The 20,856-nt window shown below is 75.2% G+C and carries 17 protein-coding genes and 1 pseudogene; 11 read left to right on the plus strand and 7 right to left on the minus strand.

Translation table 11 applies throughout. The annotated features are described in order from the left end of the window. Positions 1–5 precede the first annotated feature (5 nt). Together OOK41_RS06105 and OOK41_RS06110 are read right to left on the minus strand one after the other, a co-directional pair. Entirely contained in the window at positions 6–674 is a 669-nt protein-coding gene (locus tag OOK41_RS06105; protein ID WP_266263251.1) for a TrkA family potassium uptake protein, read from the minus strand. Further along, complete coding sequence (locus tag OOK41_RS06110) at positions 664–1,998, minus strand: TrkH family potassium uptake protein (protein WP_266263253.1); 1,335 nt, start codon at positions 1,996–1,998, stop codon at positions 664–666. The genes OOK41_RS06105 and OOK41_RS06110 overlap by 11 nt, the downstream gene beginning before the upstream one ends. 140 nt (positions 1,999–2,138) lie before the next feature. Here OOK41_RS06110 and OOK41_RS06115 point away from each other — a divergent pair. The 8 genes and pseudogenes from OOK41_RS06115 to OOK41_RS06150 all read left to right on the plus strand — a co-directional run. Beyond that, a pseudogene (locus OOK41_RS06115) lies at positions 2,139–2,889 on the plus strand (glycerophosphodiester phosphodiesterase family protein); the annotation flags it as partial. A 730-nt stretch (positions 2,890–3,619) separates the two neighbouring features. Beyond that, positions 3,620–4,825, plus strand: a complete 1,206-nt coding sequence (locus OOK41_RS06120) for a substrate-binding domain-containing protein (protein WP_266263255.1) — start codon at positions 3,620–3,622, stop codon at positions 4,823–4,825. Positions 4,826–4,828: 3 nt separating this feature from the next. Continuing rightward, a complete protein-coding gene (locus OOK41_RS06125; protein ID WP_117665009.1) occupies positions 4,829–5,572 on the plus strand; it encodes an ABC transporter ATP-binding protein in 744 nt (247 codons plus the stop codon). Beyond that, positions 5,569–6,303: an ABC transporter ATP-binding protein gene (locus OOK41_RS06130; protein ID WP_117665010.1), complete on the plus strand. Its 735-nt coding sequence runs from the start codon at positions 5,569–5,571 to the stop codon at positions 6,301–6,303. The genes OOK41_RS06125 and OOK41_RS06130 overlap by 4 nt, the downstream gene beginning before the upstream one ends. Next, on the plus strand, positions 6,300–7,190 hold the full coding sequence (locus OOK41_RS06135; RefSeq protein WP_117665011.1) for a branched-chain amino acid ABC transporter permease: 891 nt from the start codon (positions 6,300–6,302) through the stop codon (positions 7,188–7,190). Before OOK41_RS06130 ends, OOK41_RS06135 begins: the two co-directional genes overlap by 4 nt. Beyond that, complete coding sequence (locus OOK41_RS06140; protein ID WP_266263259.1) at positions 7,187–8,323, plus strand: branched-chain amino acid ABC transporter permease; 1,137 nt, start codon at positions 7,187–7,189, stop codon at positions 8,321–8,323. The genes OOK41_RS06135 and OOK41_RS06140 overlap by 4 nt, the downstream gene beginning before the upstream one ends. Positions 8,324–8,332: 9 nt before the next feature. Then, entirely contained in the window at positions 8,333–10,489 is a 2,157-nt protein-coding gene (locus OOK41_RS06145) for a RecQ family ATP-dependent DNA helicase (RefSeq protein WP_266263261.1), read from the plus strand. A gap of 180 nt (positions 10,490–10,669) precedes the next feature. Further along, entirely contained in the window at positions 10,670–11,704 is a 1,035-nt protein-coding gene (locus OOK41_RS06150; RefSeq protein WP_243639049.1) for a hypothetical protein, read from the plus strand. Between the two features lie 60 nt (positions 11,705–11,764). Here the strand turns inward: OOK41_RS06150 and OOK41_RS06155 are convergent, their stop codons facing one another. Then, a complete protein-coding gene (locus tag OOK41_RS06155) occupies positions 11,765–12,181 on the minus strand; it encodes a helix-turn-helix domain-containing protein (RefSeq protein ID WP_117665014.1) in 417 nt (138 codons plus the stop codon). 287 nt (positions 12,182–12,468) lie between these two features. On the opposite strand from OOK41_RS06155, the gene OOK41_RS06160 reads away from it, so the two are divergent. Continuing rightward, entirely contained in the window at positions 12,469–12,927 is a 459-nt protein-coding gene (locus OOK41_RS06160) for a hypothetical protein (protein WP_117665015.1), read from the plus strand. A gap of 27 nt (positions 12,928–12,954) precedes the next feature. Here OOK41_RS06160 and OOK41_RS06165 read toward each other — a convergent pair whose 3' ends face one another. After that, complete coding sequence (locus OOK41_RS06165; RefSeq protein WP_117665016.1) at positions 12,955–14,106, minus strand: SAM-dependent methyltransferase; 1,152 nt, start codon at positions 14,104–14,106, stop codon at positions 12,955–12,957. Positions 14,107–14,237: 131 nt separating this feature from the next. Then, positions 14,238–15,941 carry a DEAD/DEAH box helicase gene (locus tag OOK41_RS06170; protein ID WP_266263262.1) on the minus strand — a complete coding sequence of 568 codons (1,704 nt, stop codon included), beginning with the start codon at positions 15,939–15,941 and terminating at the stop codon, positions 14,238–14,240. A gap of 371 nt (positions 15,942–16,312) precedes the next feature. Between OOK41_RS06170 and OOK41_RS06175 the strand changes: the two genes are divergently transcribed. After that, entirely contained in the window at positions 16,313–16,540 is a 228-nt protein-coding gene (locus OOK41_RS06175) for a hypothetical protein (protein ID WP_266263264.1), read from the plus strand. A gap of 152 nt (positions 16,541–16,692) precedes the next feature. On the opposite strand, the gene OOK41_RS06180 is transcribed toward OOK41_RS06175, so the two are convergent. Beyond that, on the minus strand, positions 16,693–16,920 hold the full coding sequence (locus OOK41_RS06180) for a DUF3107 domain-containing protein (RefSeq protein WP_117665019.1): 228 nt from the start codon (positions 16,918–16,920) through the stop codon (positions 16,693–16,695). A 65-nt stretch (positions 16,921–16,985) separates the two neighbouring features. Further along, the gene (locus OOK41_RS06185; protein WP_117665020.1) at positions 16,986–17,624 is read right to left on the minus strand and encodes a TetR/AcrR family transcriptional regulator; all 639 of its coding nucleotides are present in this window, start codon (positions 17,622–17,624) and stop codon (positions 16,986–16,988) included. 149 nt (positions 17,625–17,773) lie between these two features. On the opposite strand from OOK41_RS06185, the gene OOK41_RS06190 reads away from it, so the two are divergent. Further along, positions 17,774–20,737, plus strand: coding sequence for a hypothetical protein (locus OOK41_RS06190; protein WP_323136153.1), 2,964 nt, complete (start codon positions 17,774–17,776; stop codon positions 20,735–20,737). Positions 20,738–20,856 lie beyond the last annotated feature (119 nt).

The raw sequence follows: 20,856 nt of genomic DNA on the forward strand, positions 1-20,856 counted from the left end.
GCCGGTCAGGTCAGCGCGGCGAAGCGCTGTAGCTGGGCGATGCTGCCCTCCACGATCAGCATGCTTCCGGCGGTGAGCACGGTGCCCGGGTCCGCGTACCGGAACCGCTCCCCGGGCCGCTTCGCCCCGACCACCATCACCCCGTAGCGGTCGGCCGGGGCCAGCTCGCGCAGCGGCCGGCCGACCAGCGCGTCCGGCACCCGGACCCTGGCGATGGCGAAGTCGTCGCCGAACTCGATGAAGTCCAGCATCTTGCTGACGATCAGGTGCGCCACCCGCTCCCCGGTCTCCGCCTCCGGGAAGATCACGTGGTGGGCGCCGACGGAGCCGAGAATCTTCGCGTGCTTCTCCGAGGTCGCGCGGGCCCAGATCTGCGGTATCCCCAGCTCGGCCAACGCGAGGACGGTCAGCACGCTGGCGTCCAGCGAGGCGCCGATCGCCACCACCACCCGCCGGAATTCGGTCACCCCGATCTGGCGCAGCGCGCCCTCCTCGGTGGCGTCCGCCTGCACCACCCGGTCCAGCGACCGGGACCACTTCTGTACCCGGTCGGCGCTGTGGTCGATGGCGAGCACTTCGTGGCCGAGTTGGGTCAGCGACGTGGCCAGGTGACAGCCGAACCGCCCCAGGCCGATCACCACGACGCCGGTGTCGTCCGTGTTCCTAGCCGACAATGGGTTGCTCCTCGGGGTAGCGGTACAGGCGCCGTCGGGTGTTCAACGCGATTGCGGACCCGAGGGTGAGCGGGCCGACCCGTCCGATGTACATCAGGGCGGTCAGCAGGTACACGCCGGGAGCGGGCAGTCGCGTGGTGAGCCCGACCGTGAGGCCGGTGGTGCTGAACGCCGACGTCACCTCGAACAGCGACTGGTAGTAGCGCACTCCGGTGGTCACCAGGACCACGCCCAGCGTGCCGACGGCGACCAGCGCCACGCTGAGCAGCGCCACGGTGAGCGCCTGGCGCTGGCTGGCCTCGGCCACCCGCCGGCGGCCCACCGTGACGTCCGGCTCGCCGCGCAGCTCCGCCCAGATGACGAAGGCGAGCAGGAAGAAGGTGGAGACCTTGATGCCGCCGGCCGTGCTGGCCGCGCCGCCGCCGATGAACATCAGCGCGATCAGCAGGGGGTAGCTCTCCTCGCTCAGCTGTCTGACGTTGATCACGTCGAAGCCGCCGGTGCGGCTCAGCGCGATCTGGGTGAACGAGGCCAGCACCTTGCCGGGCGGGTCGTACCCGCCGATGGTGTGGGGGTTGTTCCATTCGGCGAGCAACAGGCAGCCGAAGCCGCCCACCACCAGCACCACGCTGCCCCAGATCGTCAGCTTGGTGGCGATCTGCCACCCGGCCGGCCGCCGCCACTTGCGTACCGCCTCGAACAGCGCGGGGAAGCCCAGCCCGCCGACGATCGCCCCGAACGCCAGCGGCAGTGACATCCAGGGGTCGCGGGAGAAGGCGAGCAGCCCGTCGGAGTAGAGGGTGAAGCCTCCGTTGTTGAACGCCTGGACGGCGTGGAAGACCCCGTACCAGAGTGCCCGGCCGGGTGGGTAGTCGTACGTCAGCCACAGCCGCCCGGTGACGATCGCTGTCATCAACGCCTCGCAGGCCAGCACGGTGCCTGCGATCCGGGCCAGCAGCCAACCGACGTCGCCGATGCCGTACTCGGCGGTCTCCGCCTGCACCAGCAGGCGGTTGGCCAGCCCCAGCCGTCGGGATACCGCCAGGCTGACCAGGGCCGCCCCGGTCAGGATGCCCAGGCCGCCGACCTGGGTGAGTACGGTGATCATCACCAGCCCGAAGCCGTTCCAGTAGTGCGGGGTGTCGGTGACCGCCAGGCCGGTCACCGAGACCGCCGACGTCGCGGTGAACAGGGCGGTAGCCAGCGGGGTGTGCCTCTCTTCGCTGGTCGCGGCGGGCAGCATCAGCAGGCCGGTGCCGAGCAGGATCGCCGCCAGGAACCCGAACGGCACCAGCCGGATGGGGTGACGGAGTAACCGGCGCACCAGACAATCTTCCTGTTCCGGCCGGTCGCCGGTGCCGAAACGCGCATCCCGGAGATTCACCTTCCGGCCAGTCCTCGACCAACTTCCCGTCAACCGGACCCGGTCGGCTGAGCGCCATCCCTCGACGACAGGAGACGGCGTTGCGACGTACCCTTTCCGCCCTCGGCGTGGCCGGCGCGCTGCTCGCGGCGGCCGTGATGGTGCCGGCCGATCGTGGTCGGCCACCGGGGCGCCAGCGGCTACCGGCCCGAGCACACCCTGGAGGCGTACCGGCTGGCGATCCGGATGGGCGCCGACTACATCGAGCCGGACCTGGTCTCGACGAAGGACGGCCAGCTCGTCGCCCGGCACGAGAACGAGTTATCCGGTACGACCGACGTGGCGGCCCGCCCCGAGTTCGCCGTCCGCAAGGCGACGAAGACCATCGACGGGGTGGCGGTGACCGGCTGGTTCACCGAGGACTTCACCCTGGCCGAGCTGAGGACGCTGCGGGCCAAGGAGCGGCTGCCCCTGGTGCGGGTGGCGAACACCGCGTTCGACGGCCGGTTCCCGGTGCCCACCCTCCAGGAGGTCATCGACCTGGAGGAGCCGCTGGTCAAGGTGCTCAGGGCCAACCGACTGACCCACCGCGACGACCCGGTGATCATCCAGTCCTTCGAGACGGCGAACCTGCGCAAGCTGAACGGGATGATCGACGTCCCGCTCGCCCAACTCCTCGACGCGGCCGGCCGCCCGTACGACTTCACCGTCAACGGTGACCCGCGCACCTACGCCGACCTGGCCTCGGCCGCCGGCCTGAAGTGGATCGCCGGATACGCGAACGGGGTCGGCGCGCACAAGAACCTGATCGTTCCCCGGGACGCCGCCGGCGGGCTGCTGGCCCCCACCACCCCCGCCGCTGAACCCCGCTCCCAGTCTCGCCGCTCCCAGTCTCGCCGCTCCCAGTCTCCCCGCTCCCGTGTCCCCGTCTCCTTGTTCCGTCGTTCGGCCCGCCACCCCAGGCCCGGGGTCGGCGGGCCGATGCCGTCCGGGCTGGGCCGGCCCGGTGCTCGCAGTCACCATTCGGTTGCCTATGGAGCTGATGTCGTGAACGACTCAAGCGCTGCTGCCCCTCGCGCCGCCGCGCGTCGTGTTTCGCGGTGTCAGTGACACCGGGTGGTCCCGCCGGCCCTGGTCCAGGTCGTCAGTGACATTGCGGCGCGAGGGAGACGGGACCTGCCCGGCTTCACCGACACGGAGTCGACCAGCCCGCCAGAGCCCTCGGCTCGGCCACCGTGCCCGGTGCCCGGAACGGGTGTCGCGGCGGGGCTGAGTCGTTGAGGACATCAGCTCCAAAGGCGGCGAGTTAACTAACTGGTGAACCGGCCGGCGGTACCGGTGCGCGATCGACCGGCGACCGGCGACCGGCGGGTGGCGGGTGGCGACACATGGGCGCGGTGGGCGGTGGGTAGGCGGACCGCCGCACGTGGGGGGCGATGTCACGCGCAGCGGGTGGTTGTCCCGGTCGGCCACCCCACCAGCGTTACTTATGTGTTTCCGCCACATGGCCCGTGGGTGACGTCACTTCTAGCGTGAGCCGACACATGACGTTCCTTCCTCCGAGTCCTCACGTGGAGTCGCAATGACGGTCCGGACGACGCGGCGGGTGTTCCTCTCCGCCGCCACGATGATGGCTGCGGCGCTCGCCGCCACGGCCTGTGGCAGCCCGCAGGACACCGCCTCCGGCGGCGGTGACGGCGCCGCCCCGGTCAGGGTCGGCCTGGTCTACTCCCAGTCGGGAGCCCTGGCCAGCTACGGCAAGCAGTACGTCGAGGGGTTCAGGGCGGGCCTCGACTTCGCCACCAGGGGCACCGGCAAGGTCGGCGACCGGACGATCGAGGTCACCGAGGTCGACGACGCGGGCGACCCGGCGAAGGCGGTCTCCGCGGCCAAGGACCTGATCGGCAAGGGTACGAAGATCATCGCCGGCTCGACCTCGTCCGGCGTGGCCCTTCAGGTGGCCCCGATCGCCGCCCAGAACAAGGCGCTGTTCATCTCCGGCCCGGCCGCCACCGACGCCGTGACCGGGGCGAACAGGTACACGTTCCGGTCCGGGCGGCAGTCGTACCAGGACGTGGTGACCGCGAAGTCGTTCATCGGCGACCCGGCCGGCAAGAAGGTGGTCGTCTTCGCTCAGGACGGCGCGTTCGGCGACGCCAACGAGGCCGCCGTGAAGGCCGTGATCGGCGGCGCCGGGGCGAGCGTGACCAGCGTCCGCGCGCCGGCCAGCGCCACCGAGTTCACCCCGTTCGCCAGCCAGATCAAGGCCGGCAAGCCCGATCTGCTCTTCGTGGCCTGGGCCGGCACCACCGCCCCCGCCATGTGGCAGACCCTCGACCAGCAGGGCGTGCTCTCCTCCACCACGGTGGTCACCGGCCTGGACATCCGCGCGTCCTGGCCGACCTTCGGCGCGGCCGGCAGCAAGATCTCGTTCCTGTCGCACTGGTTCGACGGGGCCGCCGACACCGAGGCCGCGAAGGCCGCCAAGGCCAAGGTCCCCGGCGGCACCCTCGACCTGTTCCACCCGGACGGCTTCGCCGCCGCGCAGATGGTCGTCCGCGCGGTCGAGCAGGGCGGCGACGACGTGGACAAGATGGTCACGGGCCTGGAGGGCTGGAGCTTCGAGGGCGTCAAGGGCACGATGAAGATCCGCGCCGAGGACCACGCCCTGCTCCAGCCGATGTTCCAGGCCAAGCTGGCCGGCAGCGGCACCGCGTACACGGCGACCGCCCAGAAGAGCCTGACCGGCGACGAGACCGCGCCGCCGGTCGGCCAGATGAAGGGCTGACCCGTGCTCGCCACCCGTGGTCTGACCTGGCGGATCGGTGAGGTCGCCATCGTCGACAGCGTCTACCTCGACCTGGCACCCGGGGAGTTCCTCGGGGTCATCGGGCCGAACGGCGCCGGCAAGACCTCACTGTTCAACCTGATCACCGGCCTGCGCCCGCCGACCGCGGGTCAGGTCCTGCTGGACGGCGAGGACGTCACCGCTCTCCCGCCGCACCGGCGGGCCCGGCGCGGGTTGGGGCGCACCTTCCAGTCGTCCTCGGTCTTCGGCTCGCTGAGCGTGCGGGAGAACGTCCGGCTCGCCGTACAGGCGCACCGGGGTGGCTCGATGAAGCTGTGGCGGCGGGCGGCGGCCGACCGGGAGGTGGCCGCCGCCGCCGACGCGGCGCTCGACCGGGTCGGCCTGCACCACCGGGGTACGGCCCTCGCCGGCACCCTCGCCCACGGCGAGAAGCGCAAGCTGGAGATCGCCCTGCTGCTCGCCGGGGAGCCCCGGGTGATGCTGCTCGACGAGCCGATGGCCGGGGTCAGCGCCGAGGACGTGCCCGAGCTGGTCGCGGTCATCAAGTCGTTGACCGACGACAGCGGCCGGGCGGTGCTCATGGTGGAGCACCACATGGATGTGATCCTGGAGCTGGCCGACCGGATCGCCGTGATGCACCACGGGGCGCTGCTGGCCTGCGACACCCCGGAGACCGTGATGGCCAACACCACGGTCCAGGAGGCGTACCTGGGGGAGTCGCTGTGAGCGCGACGGGTGAGCCGGTCCTGACCGTGGCGGACCTGTCCGTGCGGATCGCCGGGTTGCACATCCTCCAGGGGGTGTCGTTCACCGTCGCGCCGACCGGCGTCACGGTGCTGCTCGGACGCAACGGCGTCGGCAAGACCACCACGCTGCGCGCGATCGTCGGTCTGACCCCGCGCAACGGCGAGGTGCGCGGCACGGTCCGGATGGGCGCGCAGACCCTGCTCGCCCGACCCACCCACCGGCTGGTCCGCGACGGGCTCGGGTACGTGCCGGAGGACCGCTGCGTGTTCGCCGGGCTCACCGTCGCGGAGAACCTGCGGCTCGCCGAGCGGCGGGGCACCACCCCGGCGTACGACCGGGTCTTCGCGCTCTTCCCCGAGCTGGACCGGCGCGGACGGCAACGGGCCGGCTCGCTCTCCGGCGGGCAGCAGCAGATGCTCGCCATCGGCCGGGTGCTGCTCAACGACAACCGGCTGCTGCTGGTCGACGAGCCGACCAAGGGGTTGGCGCCGAAGGTGGTGACCGAGGTGGCCGAGGTGCTGGAACGGGTCGCGGAGTCGGTCCCGGTGCTGCTGGTCGAGCAGAACCTGGCCGTGGTCCGCCGGTTGGCCCGGGACGCGGTGGTGCTCTCCGCCGGCCGGGTCGCGTGGCACGGGAACGCCCACGAGCTGCTGCTGGAGACGGCCCTGACGAAGTCCCTGCTCGGCGTCGGCCCGGAGGTGCGCGCGTGAACACCGTCGTGCTGCTGGCGCTGACCGGGCTGGGCCTGGCGGCGCTGTACTTCCTCGTCGCGTCCGGGCTGTCGCTGGTGTTCGGCCTCGCCGACGTGCTCAACTTCGCGCACGGGCTGTTCCTCGGCGTGGGCGCGTACGCGACCTGGTGGGCGGCGGGCAACCTGCCCGGCGCCGGCGCGGAGGGGCTCGGCTTCGTGCTCGCGGTCGCCTTCGGGGTGGCCGCCGGCACGCTGGTCGCGGTGCTGGTCGAGCTGGTGCTGATCCGGCCGCTGTACTCGCGCACCATCGAGCAGGTGCTGGTCACCGTCGGCCTGTCGCTGGCCGGGGTGGCGCTGCTCCAGGCCACCTGGGGCGCCGACGCCCGGCCGTTCCCCCGCCCCGAGTGGACCCGGCGGGTCACCGGGATCCTCGGCGCGCAGGTGCCCAACGGCGGCCTGCTGCTGATCGGCGCGGCCGTGCTGGTGCTGGGCGGGCTGCTGGCGTTCCTGCACTGGACCCGGTACGGCCTGATCATCCGGGCCGGGGTGGAGAACCGGGAGATGGTCACCGCGCTCGGCATCGACGTGCGCAAGGCGTTCACCCTGGTCTTCGCGATCGGCGGGGCCGCCGCCGCGCTGGCCGGCGCGCTCGGCGGCGTCTACCTCGGCACCGTCTCGCCGGGCCAGGGCGGTTCACTGCTGATCTTCGCGTTCATCGTGGTGGTGATCGGCGGGATGGGCTCGGTGGTCGGCTCCGCCTACGCGGCGGTCGCCGTCGGCCTGCTGCAACAGTTCGTCAACTACTACGGCGCGTCCGGCGTCGGCGACCTGTGCGTCGTCGCGCTGCTGGCCGTGGTGCTGCTGCTGCGTCCCCAGGGCATCGCCGGAAAGGTGGCTCACGCATGACCGAGTCCGTGGTGGAGGCGCCCCCGGCGCGGGTGCCGGACGAGTTGACCCCGCACCGGCGGGCCTGGCACGGGCTGCGGCCGTACCTGCCGCTGCTGGCGCTGGCGGTCGCGGCGGTCCTGCCGTACTCGACGGTGCGGTTGCCCGGGATCTTCGAGGGGCCGCTGAACTCGCCCGGCACCCTGCAACTGCTCGCCGTCTGCCTGGTCTTCGGCGGCCTGGCCGCCGGCTACGACCTGCTGTTCGGCCGCACCGGGATGCTCTCCTTCGGGCACGCCCTGTACTTCGCCGCCGGGGTGTACGGCACCGACATCCTGATCACCCGGGCCGGGCTGCCGCTGTGGCAGGCCGCGCTGCTGACCGTGACCGGCGGGACGGTCCTGGCCGGCCTGCTCGGCGCGGTGGCGCTGCGTACCGCCGGGATCGCGTTCGCCATGGTCACCCTCGCCTTCGCCCAGGTCGGGGCGATCCTGGTGGCCCGGGACTTCGGCGGGCTGACCGGCGGCGAGGAGGGGCTGCCGCTGGACGTGTCGGGGCTGCCCGCCGGGCTGGTCGGGGTGGCGAACACGGTCAACCTGTACTGGCTGGCGCTGGCGTACCTGGCCCTGGTGGTCTTCGTGGTGCACCGGGTCTCCGGCTCGCCGACCGGGCGGGTGCTCGCCGGGCTGCGCGACGACGAGCGGCGGATCGGGGTGCTCGGGCTCGACCCGTACCGGTTCAAGCTGGTCGCGTTCACGCTGGCCGGCGGGCTCGCGGCCAGCGGGGGAGCGGTCTACTGCCTGATCGTCGGCGGCGCGTCCCCGCACATCACCTCCAGCGAGCTGACCCTGTCGCTGCTGGTCATGGTGGTGCTGGGCGGCCCCGGCACCCGCTGGGGCCCGGTCCTGGGCGGCATCCTCTACATGTACCTGGACCACCGCCTCACCGCCTTCGGCACCAGCGACGCGGTCGAGGCCCTCCCGGCGTTCCTCAGCCGCCCCCTGAGCCAGCCCCTGTTCGTCCTGGGCACGGTCTTCATCCTGGCCGTCTACTTCTTCCCCGGCGGCCTGGCCAGCCTGAGATCCCGCCTGGCCCCCCTCCTGCGGGCGGGGCGGGCGGAGCCGGAAGGGGGCCGGGTGGGGCGGCGCTGGTAGAAATGCCGGATGAGCCAGGATCGGGCGGCGGTACGGGAGCGGGCCGAGGCGGTGCTGCGGCGGTTGGCCGGGGAGCACGCCCGGCTGCGGGAGGACCAGTGGCGGGCCATCGAGGCGCTGGTCGTCGACCGGCGGCGGGTGCTCTGCGTGCAGCGCACCGGGTGGGGCAAGTCGGCGGTCTACTTCGTGGCCACCGCCCTGCTGCGGGAGCCCCCCGCCGCCGCCGGCCCGACCGTGATCGTGTCGCCGCTGCTGGCGCTCATGCGCAACCAGGTCGAGGCGGCGGCCCGGGCCGGCATCCGGGCCCGCACCATCAACTCGGCCAACCTCGACGAGTGGGACGAGATCACCGCCGAGATCCACGCCGGCACGGTCGACGTGCTGCTGATCAGCCCGGAACGGCTCAACAACCCGGACTTCCGGGACACCGTGCTGCCGAGGCTGGCCGCCACCACCGGCCTGCTGGTGGTCGACGAGGCGCACTGCGTCTCCGACTGGGGGCACGACTTCCGGCCCGACTACCGGCGGCTGCGTACGTTCCTCGGCAACCTGCCCGAGCGCACGCCCGTGCTCGCCACCACGGCCACCGCCAACGCCCGGGTCACCGCCGACGTCGCCGAGCAGCTCGGCACCGAACTGGCCGCCCCGGCCGCCGAGCGCCCGGACGTGCTGGTGCTGCGCGGGACCCTGGACCGGGAGTCGCTGCGGCTGGGCGTGCTGGACCTGCCCAGCCCGGCGCACCGGCTCGGCTGGCTCGCCGACCACCTGGACCGGCTCCCCGGGTCGGGGATCATCTACACGCTGACCGTGGCGGCGGCCGGCGAGACGGCGGAGTTCCTGCGCTCGCGGGGGTACCCGGTGGCCTCGTACACGGGGCAGACCGAGGACGCCGACCGGCGGGCCGCCGAGCAGGACCTGCTGGACAACAAGATCAAGGCGCTCGTCGCCACGAGCGCGCTGGGCATGGGCTTCGACAAGCCCGACCTCGGCTTCGTGGCGCACCTCGGCGCCCCGCCGTCGCCGATCGCGTACTACCAGCAGGTCGGCCGCGCCGGCCGGGCCGTCGAGCACGCCGAGGTGCTGCTGCTGCCCGGCGCCGAGGACGCGGCCATCTGGCGGTACTTCGCCTCGCTCGCGTTCCCGCCCGAGGAGCAGGTCCGGGCCGTGCTGGCCGCCCTGCACACCGACCGGCCGCTGTCCACCCAGGCCCTGGAGCCGATCGTCGACCTGCGCCGGGCCCGGCTGGAGCTGATGCTCAAGGTGCTCGACGTGGACGGCGCGGTCCGCCGGGTGCGCGGCGGCTGGCTCGCCACCGGCGAGCCCTGGGTCTACGACGAGGCCCGGTTGCGCCGCGTCGGCCAGGCCCGCACCGCCGAGCAGCAGGCCATGCGGGAGTACGCGACCACGCCCGGCTGCCGGATGCGGTACCTGCGCGAGTGCCTGGACGACGTCGGGGCGGGCGACTGCGGCCGGTGCGACCGGTGCGCCGGGCCGCTGTTCACAGCCGAGGTGTCCGGGCCGGCGCAGGGCGCCGCGCAGGCGTACCTCGGGCGTCCCGGGGTGGAGATCGCGCCGAAGAAGCTGTGGCCGACCGGGCTGGACGCGGTGGGCGTACCGCTGAAGGGCCGGATCCCCCCGGCGGAGCAGGCGCTGCCGGGGCGGGCCGTGGGGCGGCTGTCCGACCTGGGCTGGGGCGGTCGGCTGCGCGAGCTGGTCGGGCCGGACGCGGCCGACCGGCCGGTCCCCGACGACGTGGCCGGCGCGGTGGTCGAGGTGCTGAAGGCGTGGGCGCACGGCGACGACCCGTGGCCCCGCCGCCCGGTCGGCGTGGTCGCGGTCGGCTCCCGGCGGCGGCCCGCGCTGGTCGGCTCGCTCGCCGAGCGGATCGCCACGGTGGGCCGGCTGCCGCTGCTCGGCCAGGTGGTTCCCGCCGGGTCCGCCGGCCCGGACGGGCCGCGCGGCAACAGCGCCCAGCGGGTACGCGCCCTGCACGACGCCTTCGCCGTGCCGGACGAACTGGCCGGCGCGCTCGCCGGGCTGGACGGCCCGGTGCTGCTCGTCGACGACCTGGTGGACACGGGCTGGACCCTGACCATGGTGACCCGGCTGCTGCGCCGGGCCGGCGCGCCCGACGTGCTCCCCCTCGCCCTCGCCGTCGCCGGCTGACGCGCGGGCGGCCCTCGGGCGGGTGCGCCGGAGGCCGCCGGGTTCCACGTCGGGCGGCAGCCAGGGCGGCGACCCGGAAGCAGCCGGGACGGAAAGTTCCCGGGCGGGGCGGATTGCGACCGGTGCCACGCCACGCGGTCGTTGGCCGGCCGGTCGGGAACCCGGCGGTACCGTGGGCCCATGAGCGATCAGCGACCCGGCCCGGCCGAGGCGCCGCCGTCGTCGCCCGCGCCGGGCGCCGGCCCGGCCGAGGTGTCCGCGTCGCCGTCCGCCCCGCCCGGGGGCGGCGTGCCGGAGACGGCGGGGGCGCTGGTGGACCGGGACACGCTGCGGCTCGCGCTGGTGGTGGGCGGGCTGGTGCTCGCGGTGCTGCTCGGTTTCGGCCTCGGGCGGCTCAACCCGCCACCCGCCGACGCGACCGGGCGGACCTCGACGGCCGCCACGGACCACCCCCACGCGCCCGGCACCGGGGCGCACGAGCACGGCACCGGCACCGACACCGGCGGCGCGACCGAGGTCGGCGGCCTCGCGGTCGGCTCCGGGGGCTGGACGCTGGCCCCGCTGTCCACCGCCTTCGCCGCCGGGCGGCCGGGCGAGTTCCGGTTCCAGGTCCGGGACGTCCAGGGCCGACCGGTGACCCGGTTCGCGGTCGTGCACGACAAGCCGATGCACCTGATCGTGGTGCGCCGGGATCTCAGCGGCTACCAGCACCTGCACCCGACCATGGCCGCCGACGGCACCTGGTCGGTCCCACTGACCCTGCCGCAGGCCGGGGCGTGGCGGGCGTACGCGGACTTCACCCTCGTCACCGACGACGGCGGGCAGAGCGTCCGCACCCTCGGCGTCGACCTCTCCGTCCCCGGCGACTACGCGCCCCGGCCGCTGCCGGCCCCGACCCGCACCGCCACCGTGGACGGGTTCACGGTGAGCTGGTCCGGCGAGCCCCGGATCGGCGCGACCCGGCCGCTCCGGTTCGCGGTCCGCGCCGGGGACGTCACCCCGACGCTGGAGCGCTACCTGGGCGCGTACGGCCACCTGGTGGCCCTGCGCGAGGGGGACCTGGGCTACCTGCACGTGCACCCGGAGCCGGGGCCGGCCCCGGACGGGGTCACCTTCCAGCTGACCGTGCCGGGGCCGGGGCGTTACCGCCTGTACTTCGACTTCCAGGTGGCCGGCGAGGTGCGGACCGCCGAGTTCACCCTCACGGCGCCCTGACCGCCGGCGGCACCCCGGCAGCCGCCACGGCGCCCCGGCGGACCATCCTGGCGGTGCTGCTCAGCCGGCCCGGCGGACGGGCCGGCGGGCCAGGTAGCGCAGCAGGTCGCGGATGTGGTGCTTCTCCTCGGCCGGCACCGCCGGGTCGGCCAGCCGCTGGAGGATGACCCGGACGTCGGCCTCGACCGGCCCCTCGTCGCCGCGCCGGCGCGGGGCGGGGCCCGAGTCGGGCAGGCCGAGAGCCCGGAAGGCCGCCGCCACGGGAAGGTCGAGGGCCGCGCAGAAGCCGCGCACCTTCGCCAGTTCGGGATAGTCGTGCCAGTCGCCGGCCAGCCAGCGGAAGACGGTGGAGCGGCCGACCCCGGTGTGCCCCGCGAGGTCGCTGACGGTCCAGCCGCGCTCTTCCCGAGCGTCGTCGATGGCCCGGCGCACGAAGCGTGCGAAAGCCATCTGTGGCGAAACCTCTGACGCGACCATCCCTGCGGGGTCTTCCTTCCGGCCGGAGCACCGGACGGTGCCCTTCGAGCGTAATGCCCCCGGCGGCGGACGCAAGCCATCGCCCGCCCCTTGATCGTCGTCCGTGCCGCCGGCCCCGGATGACCTGCGAAGATCGTTCCCCTCGTCCTGGACCGACGTGCCGGGGCTGGTTCTCGACGGTCGGGATCGCGACTGTCGGTGCTTGTCGAACGTCAACTAAGATTGATGCTCGTCCACCTGGCGTCCGCGGTCGCCCGTCCCCACCGGCCGCGTCGATGAGGAGCAGCATGGCCGATCCGAGCCGTCCCCCGCCGTACCGTCCGGGTGCGGTCAGCCTCTTCTTCGTGGCCAAGGCCGGCGTCTTCGCCGCCGGCTTCTGGATCTGGCTCCTGGTCCTCGTGCTCGACACCGACCAGGCCAACGGGGCCCACGTCCTGGCCGCCGCCGGCGCGGTCACCACGACGCTCGTCGGCGTGGTGCTCGGCGCCCGGCTGGCCCTGCAACGCAACGCGGCCGTGCGGCACGCGGAACTCAAGCGGCTGCTGGTCGACATCTCCTGGAACGCGTTCGCCGCCGCCGGCAACGCCGAGACCCCGGGCAAGGTGGTGCCCTTCCCGACGGTGTCGTCCGACGGCGAGCGCTCCGGCCGGGGAGCCGGGGACCGGGTGTCGATGTTCGACCGCGGCTCCACCAACGAACGGGCGCCGGGCCGGGACCGGGGCGGCAACGGCGAACGCCGCCGCTGAGCGCCCGGCCGGCCGGATCGGCGGGGGTCAACCCTCTCGGGCGGCGAGCAGTGTCTCCAGGCGCGGGGTCACCTGCCACTGGTCGAGCAGGGCGCGGTACTCCGCCCGTTGCTCGGGGCCGGGCGCGGCGTCGACCCGGCGGGCCCGGATCAGCAGGTTGCGGGGGGTGTGCCGGGAGTCGACGAACTCCACCACCTCGGTCCGGTACCCGTGCATCCGCAACAGGGCGGCCCGCAGCGAGTCGGTCAGCACGTCCGCGAAGCGCTCGCGCAGGATCCCCTGCCGGGTCAGCAGGTCGTACGGGGCCGGGGCCGGCCGGGCGCGTAGCTGGGCGGCGAGGTCGTGGTGGCAACACGGCGCGGCGAGCACCCATCGGGCGTCCCACCGCACGGCGCGGGCCAGCGCCTCGTCGGTGGCGGTGTCGCAGGCGTGCAGTGCCAGCACCAGGTCGGGCGCGGGCTCGACCGCCGCGTCGGCGATCGTGCCGGCCACGAAGCTCACCCGGTCGGCCCAGCCCAGCCGCTCGGCCAACTCGGTGTTGCGCCGCCGCTGGTCCTCCCGCACGTCAACGCCGACCAGCCGCACGTCCAGGCCCCGCTGGGAGAGGTAGCGGTACGCGGCGAAGGTCAGGTACGCGTTGCCGCAGCCCAGGTCGACCACCCGCAGCCGGCCGGTGAGGTCGTCCGGCAGGGTGGCGGCGAGCGCCCGCAGGAACGCGTCCACCTGCCGGCGCTTCGCCGCCGAGCCGCCGATCTCGGCGAAGATCTCGTCGCCCGGGTCGAGCAGCCACTCCTTGGCCCGGTCGTGGCCGCCCGGTTCCGGCGCGGGACGCGCGGCGGCGACCCGGTGCACCTGCGCCGCACCGGACTTGGTCACCCGGAGCTGGAGCGTCACGTCGGCGGTCTCCACGTGCCAGTTGCCGAACGGCTCGGCCAGCAGGGCGTCCACGGCCGCGCCGGCCTCCGCCCCGGGCGCGACGTTGCGGGTGTACGGGCGGGCCCCGTCGGAGGTGGCGATCTGCAACCGGGGCCCGGCCTTGAGGGCGACCGGGCGCAGTTCGGCGCGGACCACCGAGGGGCGGTGCCCGCGTCGGCGGCCGGCGGCGACCGCCCGGGTCAGCGCGGGGTCGAGCAGCAGCGCCCGGACCTCGGTCAGGGCGGCGTCCAGCGGTTCGGGCATCTCTCCATCTTCCTCGTCGCCCGAGCGGTCCCGTCGGGCGGCCGGTCCCGCCGAACGGCGGCTCGGCCGGAACGCGACATCCCCCGCGCCGGGCGGACCGGCGCGGGGGATGTCGACGTCTGGGACGTGGGTCAGTCGGCGGTCGCCTCGGCGGGCATACCCGCGCCGGAGCCGCCCCGCCGGCGCCGGCGCCGGCGCGGCTTGCCCGGCTCGCCCTCGGCGGCGGCCGTGGCCGGTTCGGCGGCGGCCGACTCGGCGGAGATCACCGCGGTCGGCTCGCCGACCACCACCTCGCCGGCCCGGCGGCGCCGGCGGCGGCGCGCGGTCCGGGCGCCCTCCTCGGCGGCCTGGTCGACCGGGACCTCGGCGGCGTCCGGCCCGGCGGCCGGGCCGGAGCGGACCCGGCGGCGCTCGCCACGACCGTGCCCTTCGTCGCGACCGCGTGCCTCGTCGCGCCCGCGGCCCTCGCCGCGCCGGGAGCCCCGGCCGCCACCGGTGCCCTCACCGCGCCGGGGCCGGCCGCCGAGGTCCTCCTCGACCTCGGCCGACAGCCCGGCCCGGGTCCGTTCCGCCGTCGGCAGGGTGCCGGTGACGTCGCGGGAGATGTCCAGGTCGGTGTAGAGGTGCGCCGAGGTGTGGTACGTCTCCGGCGGCTCCGGCATGTCCAGCCCGAGCGTCTTGTCGATGATCCGCCAGCGGGGCATGTCGTCCCAGTCGACGAAGGTCACCGCGACGCCGGTGGCGCCGGCCCGGCCGGTACGACCGATCCGGTGGGTGTAGGTGTCCTGGTCCTCGGGGCAGTCGTAGTTGATGACGTGGGTGACGCCGGTGACGTCCAGCCCCCGGGCGGCCACGTCGGTCGCGACCAGGATGTCGATCTTCCCGGCCCGGAACGCGCGCAGCGCCCGCTCCCGGGCGCCCTGGCCCAGGTCGCCGTGCACGGCCGCCACGGCGAAGCCGCGGAAGTCGAGGTCCTCGGCGACCCGGTCGGCGGCCCGCTTGGTGCGGGTGAAGATCATGGTGAGCCCGCGCCCCTCCGCCTGGAGGATGCGCGCCACGATCTCGACCTTGTTCATCGAGTGGGTGCGGTAGACCAACTGCTGGGTCTGCGGCGACGGCCCGGTCTCGGCGGTGTGCCCGGCGTGGATCGTCACCGGGCGGCGCAGGAAGCGCCGGGACAGCGCGACGATCGGGTCCGGCATGGTGGCCGAGAAGAGCATCGTCTGCCGGTCCTCCGGCAGCATCGCGAGGATCTTCTCGACGTCGTCGAGGAAGCCCAGGTCCAGCATCCGGTCGGCCTCGTCGAGGACCAGCGCGTGTACCCGGTCGAGCCGCAGGTGCTTCTGCTTGGCCAGGTCCAGCAGCCGGCCCGGCGTGCCGACCAGGATCTCGACGCCCTTGCGCAGCGTGTCGATCTGCGGCTCGTACGCGACGCCGCCGTAGATCGGCAGCACCCGCACGCCGCGGGTCCGGCCCGCCGCGTCGAGGTCCTTGGCGACCTGGATGCCCAGCTCGCGGGTGGGGACGACGACCAGGGCCTGCGGCACGCCGTCGCCGCCCTCGGCCGGGGCGAAGACCCGCTCCAGCAGCGGTACGCCGAAGCCGAGGGTCTTGCCGGTGCCGGTGGGCGCCTGGCCGATCAGGTCGGTGCCGCGCAGCCCGATCGGGAGCGCGTACTCCTGGATGGCGAAGGCCCGGGTGATGCCGGCCGCAGCCAGCGCCTCGACGGTCTCCGGCCGGGCGCCGAGCTCGGCGAACGTGGGGGCCTCCGGGCGGACCGGGGCGGTCGGGGCCAGCTCGTGGCCGCCTGTGAGATCGGAAATCTGCTCGCTCATATGGATTTGGGGGTGCCCTCTCGTGGTGCGCCCCTCATGTCCTCAGGGCGCGGTCGGTAGGTGGCGCGGGCCACACGGTCGGGGGCGGAGTCGCCGAGCCGGACCGGGCCGCACGCGCGCCGTGGGCAGGACTTCGGGTCAGACCGGACCTCGGTCAGATCGAACCTGGGTCAGATCGGTGCCCACGGCAACTGCTCCATACTACCTGAGCCGCCGCCGTGTCGTCCCTGTTCAGGGATGCGGCCCGACAGCCGGGGGTGCCAAGTGTGATCTGAGTCACGGCCGGCGGCCGCTGGCGTCCGGTCACCCGGGGCGATACCGGGCATCCCGCCGCCCGACCGGCTCGCCGCCCTCGGCCGCCTGAGGAGGCGATGGCGCCGCCCGAGGAGGCGATGGCGCCGTACGTCGAGCCGTCGCAGGCGTACCACGACTCGACCGGGCCGAAGGACCGGCTGGAGGCGGTCCCGAGGGCGTACGTGGGCTACGCGGCCCGGCGACCCGTCGGGGAGACGGTCTTCCAGGGCGGCGGACCGGGGCGCGCTCACCGCGCTGGTCGCTGGGGAGCAGGTGGACGCGTCGACGCTGTTCCCACCGGCTGACGGCCGGGTACTCCGACCGGATGACGGCGGTCGGTGTCAACGACTGACGCCACGGCCCGCCGGGCAGGGGCGCTGCCGGCACCGGACCGCGCGACGGCGCCCGTGGCGGACGGTGGGCGGCGCGCCGCACCCCGCCACGGACGCCGGCCGGATCAGCGGACGGTGAAGCCGACTGCCCGCGGCGACGCCTCGGCGATCTCGACGTAGGCGACCTTGCTGACCGGCACGATGACCCGCCGGCCCTTCTCGTCGGTCAGGGAGAGCGTCCCCTCGCCCTTGGCGATGGCGTCGGTCACGATCTGCTCGATCTCGGCCGGCGACTGCGCGCTCTCCAGAACCAGCTCGCGCGGCGCGTACTGCACGCCGATCTTGACCTCCACGATGCCTCCTCAACTGGGGCGAAAAAGCCGCCGTGGGAAGGCTATCCGATCTCGCGACCGGATGTTCAGGCTGACTCACCTTGCAGCGGGAAGCTGGCGATGCCCCGCCAGGACAGCGCGGCGACGAGCGCCTCGGCCTCCGCCTTGGGCACCTGCCGGCCATCGGCGAGCCAGAACTGCGCCGCCGTCTCCGCCGCGCCGACCAGCCCGGAGGCGAGCAGCTCGGCGTGCGCCCGGCTGACCCCGGTGTCGGAGATGATCGTGTCGGTAATCGCCGCGATGCAGCCCTGCTCCACCCGTTCCACCCGTTGCCGCACGGCCGGGTCGTTGCGCAGGTCGGACTCGAAGACGAGGCGGAACGCCTCGCTCTCGTGGTCGACGAAGTCGAAGTAGGCGCGCACCGACGCGCCGACCCGCTCCTTGTTGTCGTTGGTGCCGCGCATGGCGTCGTGCACCTTTGCCACGATCGCGTCGCAGTGCGTGTCCAGCAGCGCCAGGTAGAGCTCCATCTTGCCCGGGAAGTGCTGGTAGAGCACCGGCTTGGAGACCCCCGCCCGTTCGGCGATGTCGTCCATCGCGGCGGCGTGGTAGCCCTGCGCGACGAACACCTCCTGCGCCGCCGCGAGCAGCTGCTTGCGGCGCGCCGAGCGGGGCAGGCGCGTGGGCCGGCCGGCGGTCTGGGCGCCGTTCCCGACAGCCGTCATGGGAACCTCCGAAACTGTTCGTACGAGCCGGCACTTATCGCCCGAACCGGTCGAGGCTCGTGAGCCCCTCGCGGAATTGGCCCGCCGCTGTAACTTATCGCCACTGTCACCACACGGTAGCCTCAGCGGGGGCGACCAAGGAGCGCGCGGTGACTGAAACAGGGCAACCCGGTGCCGCCACCCCGGGAGAGCACGGCGACGGGACGGGTCAGCAGGATGACCTGGCCCGTTCCGTCAACGGATGGGCGCCCTCGGCGGTCGGCTGGTCCACCGGCGGCGAGGGGACGCGGGAGCCGCAGCCCCCCTGGCGCCGGTCCGAGCCCGTCTCCGGTTGGGGTGCCTCGTCACCGCGCCACGGGGACCTTCCGGCGCCGCTGCCCGGCCTGCCCCCCGAGCCGGGGCCGCCGGCCCGGATCAACGGCCACCCGCGCGTCAACGGCGTGAGCCACGGCGGGGAGGAGGCACCGGTGGGCCGCCAGGCGCCGGTCAGCGCGCCGCCGCTGGGCGGGGAGCCCGGCCGGGACGGCGACGGCGAGCGGCTGGCCGTCCCCGCGCAGCGCCCCGCCCCGAGGCGGGAACGGTCGACCGGCCCGCAGCACGGCGGCGAGGCGGACGCCGCCGCCCGGCACGCCTCCGGGGAGGCCCCGGCGGCCCGCGCCGGTCGCTGGTCGGACGGGAACGTTCCGTCGTCCGCGCCGCCCGCCGTGCAGGTGCCGCCGCCGGGCACGGCCGCCTCCGGCTTCGAGGTGCCACCCGGGCTGCACGCCCCCACTCCCGAGCGCTCCGTGCCCGAGCCGACCGCGTCCGCCGGCGGGGCGTCCGACTGGGTCGACCGGCCGTCCGACTGGGCCGACCGGTTCCCGCCCGACGTCGATCCGCGCGGCTATCCGCAGGCCGACCCGCCCGGCGCTGACCGGGTGACCCGCCCGCCGGTGGCGGAACAGGGCGGTCGCCCGGCAGCCGAGCCGGGGTCGGCGCAGGCCGCCGGCCCGTCCGCCGCCGACCAGCCCGCCCGGTCGCCTGCCGCCGACCAGCCCCCCCGGCCGCCGGCCGCCGACCGGGCCGGTCAGCCGCCGGCCGCCGCCGACCGTCCGGATGCCGACGACCGCCGGGCTGCCTGGGAGCGCGCCGCCGAGCGCGCGGCGGCCCCCGAGCCGGGCTGGGCCGGCCCCGACTGGAACCGGCCGAGCTGGGGCGGCGGCTGGGCCCCGCCGTGGCCCCCGGAGCAGGGCGGGGGGCCCGGCCGTCGGGCCCGCGAGGAGGAGGAACCCGCCGGTCGCCGGCCCCGCGAGGACGAGGAGCCGGCCGGCCACCGGTCCCACGGGGAGCGCGAACCGTCCGGCCGCCGGTCCCGCGAGGACCGGGCCGTAGACTGGGCCCCGGACCCGAGCCGCGGCTACCAGCCCGAGGCGGGCCGCACCCACGCGGCGGAGGCCGGTCGCCCGTACGCCGCCGAGCCCGGCCACCCCCACGCCGCCGAGCCGGCTAGCCCCCACGCCGCCGAGCCGGCCCGGCCGTACGAGCCCGCCCGGCCCTACCAGCCGCTGCGCCCCGAGGCCGCCCGGCCGTACGAGTTTCCCCGGTCCGAGTCGCGTCCCGGGTACGAGCCGGCGGCCCGGCCGGCCCCGGAGCCGGTCGAGCGTCCCGGCTGGGCAGGTGGGCGTCCCGCGTCCGCCCCGCCCGGGCCATCCGCGTCCGGTCCCGAGGACGCGGCCGTCGATCCCGCCGAGGCGCGGGCCGCCCGGCCGTTCCGGCTGCGACCCGTCTCCGATGACACCCTGCCCGTTGAGCCCCCCGGCCAACCGCCGGCCCCCACCAGCGCCGGGCCGGCCGCCGTACCCGCCACGAGCGGGATCGGACGGCTCATCCGGACCCCGTCCGCGCCCGTCCCGACGAGCGCACCCCCGTACGCGGCCCGCCGATCCGCACCCGACCCGGTATCCCCGGCCACCCCGGTCGACGACGACCGGCGGCCGGACCGCACCTCGGCGGTGCTGCCGCAGCGCGTCCCCGCCGAGCCGGACGTGCCCGTCGTGCCGGAGCCGCCAGCCGTGGAGCCCCCCGCCGAAACCCCGGAACTCGCCCGCATCGCCACCCACCTACGCCGCGACGACGAGCCCGCGCCGCCGCAGGAGCGGCCCGAGGGGTTCGACGTCAACGCGATCCTCGACGCCGTCCGGGGGGTCGCCGGGGTGCGGGACGCGGCGTTGCGCCGTACCCCGGCCGGGGCGCACAGCCTCCGCCTCGACCTCGCCGACGGCGCGGACCCGGCCGAGGTGAGCCGGCACGTCGCCCGCCTGCTCCAGGAGCGGATGGGGCTGGCCGCCGCGCCGCAGAACGTTCCCGGGTTCCCCAACACCCCGCCTCCCCCACCGGTGCGACGCCGCTCGGTGGACCCGCTGCCCGACGCCCGGGTCCCCGAGGCCCGCAGCGGCGGGCCGCGGACGCCCGAGGGTCGCGCGCCGGCCGAGGCCCCGCCGCACCGGGGCGAGCGCCGCACCGAGCCGGCGGGCGAGCCGCCGCGCCGACGCCGCCAGCCGACCGGGCACCGCGGCCGGGCCGCCGTGGAGGAGCCGGGCCAGGTGACGACCGCCGCGCCCGGCGCCGCGACCGGCAGCCCGGCGACGCTCGGCGCCTCGTACTCGGGCGGGCAGATGACCACGACGGAGACCGCGCCGTCGCGCCCGCTGGACACCGGCGGGTTGCCGGGCCCCCGGGTGGTGATCGACCACGTCCAGGTCAGCACGTTCGGCCTCGACGCCACCGTCGAGGTCCGGCTCCTCGCCGGCGCGGAGAGCGCGGCGGGGTACGCCACCGGGCCCGCCGTGGACGGCTACGTGCTGCGGCTCTGCGCGGTCGCCGCCGCCGCGGCGATCGACAGGCTGCTGCGCGGCGGGGAGCAGGAGGCCGACCGGGGGCGGTGCTTCGTCGAGCACGCGGCGGTGGTGCCGTTCGGCAACTGCGAGGTGGCCACGGTCGTGGTGCTGCTGGTCTGCGACGGCTGGGTCGAGCAGCTCGCCGGGTCGGCGCTGGTCGCCGGCGATCCGCGGCAGGCCGTGGTCCGGGCGACCCTGGCGGCGGTCAACCGGCGGATCGAGGCGCTGCTGGCCTGACCGGCCGCGTGCCGGCCCGCCGGCCGGACCCGACCGGGTGCGGTGGCGGCCGATCTGGGTGGCGACTCGCCGGGCCGGCACCGGCCGCGGGGTGGACCCCCGCGCGGGGGCCGAGCCGG

Origin of the sequence: Micromonospora sp. NBC_01655 (assembly GCF_026339755.1) — a bacterium.
In the GTDB taxonomy this organism is placed as follows: Bacteria; Actinomycetota; Actinomycetes; order Mycobacteriales; family Micromonosporaceae; genus Micromonospora.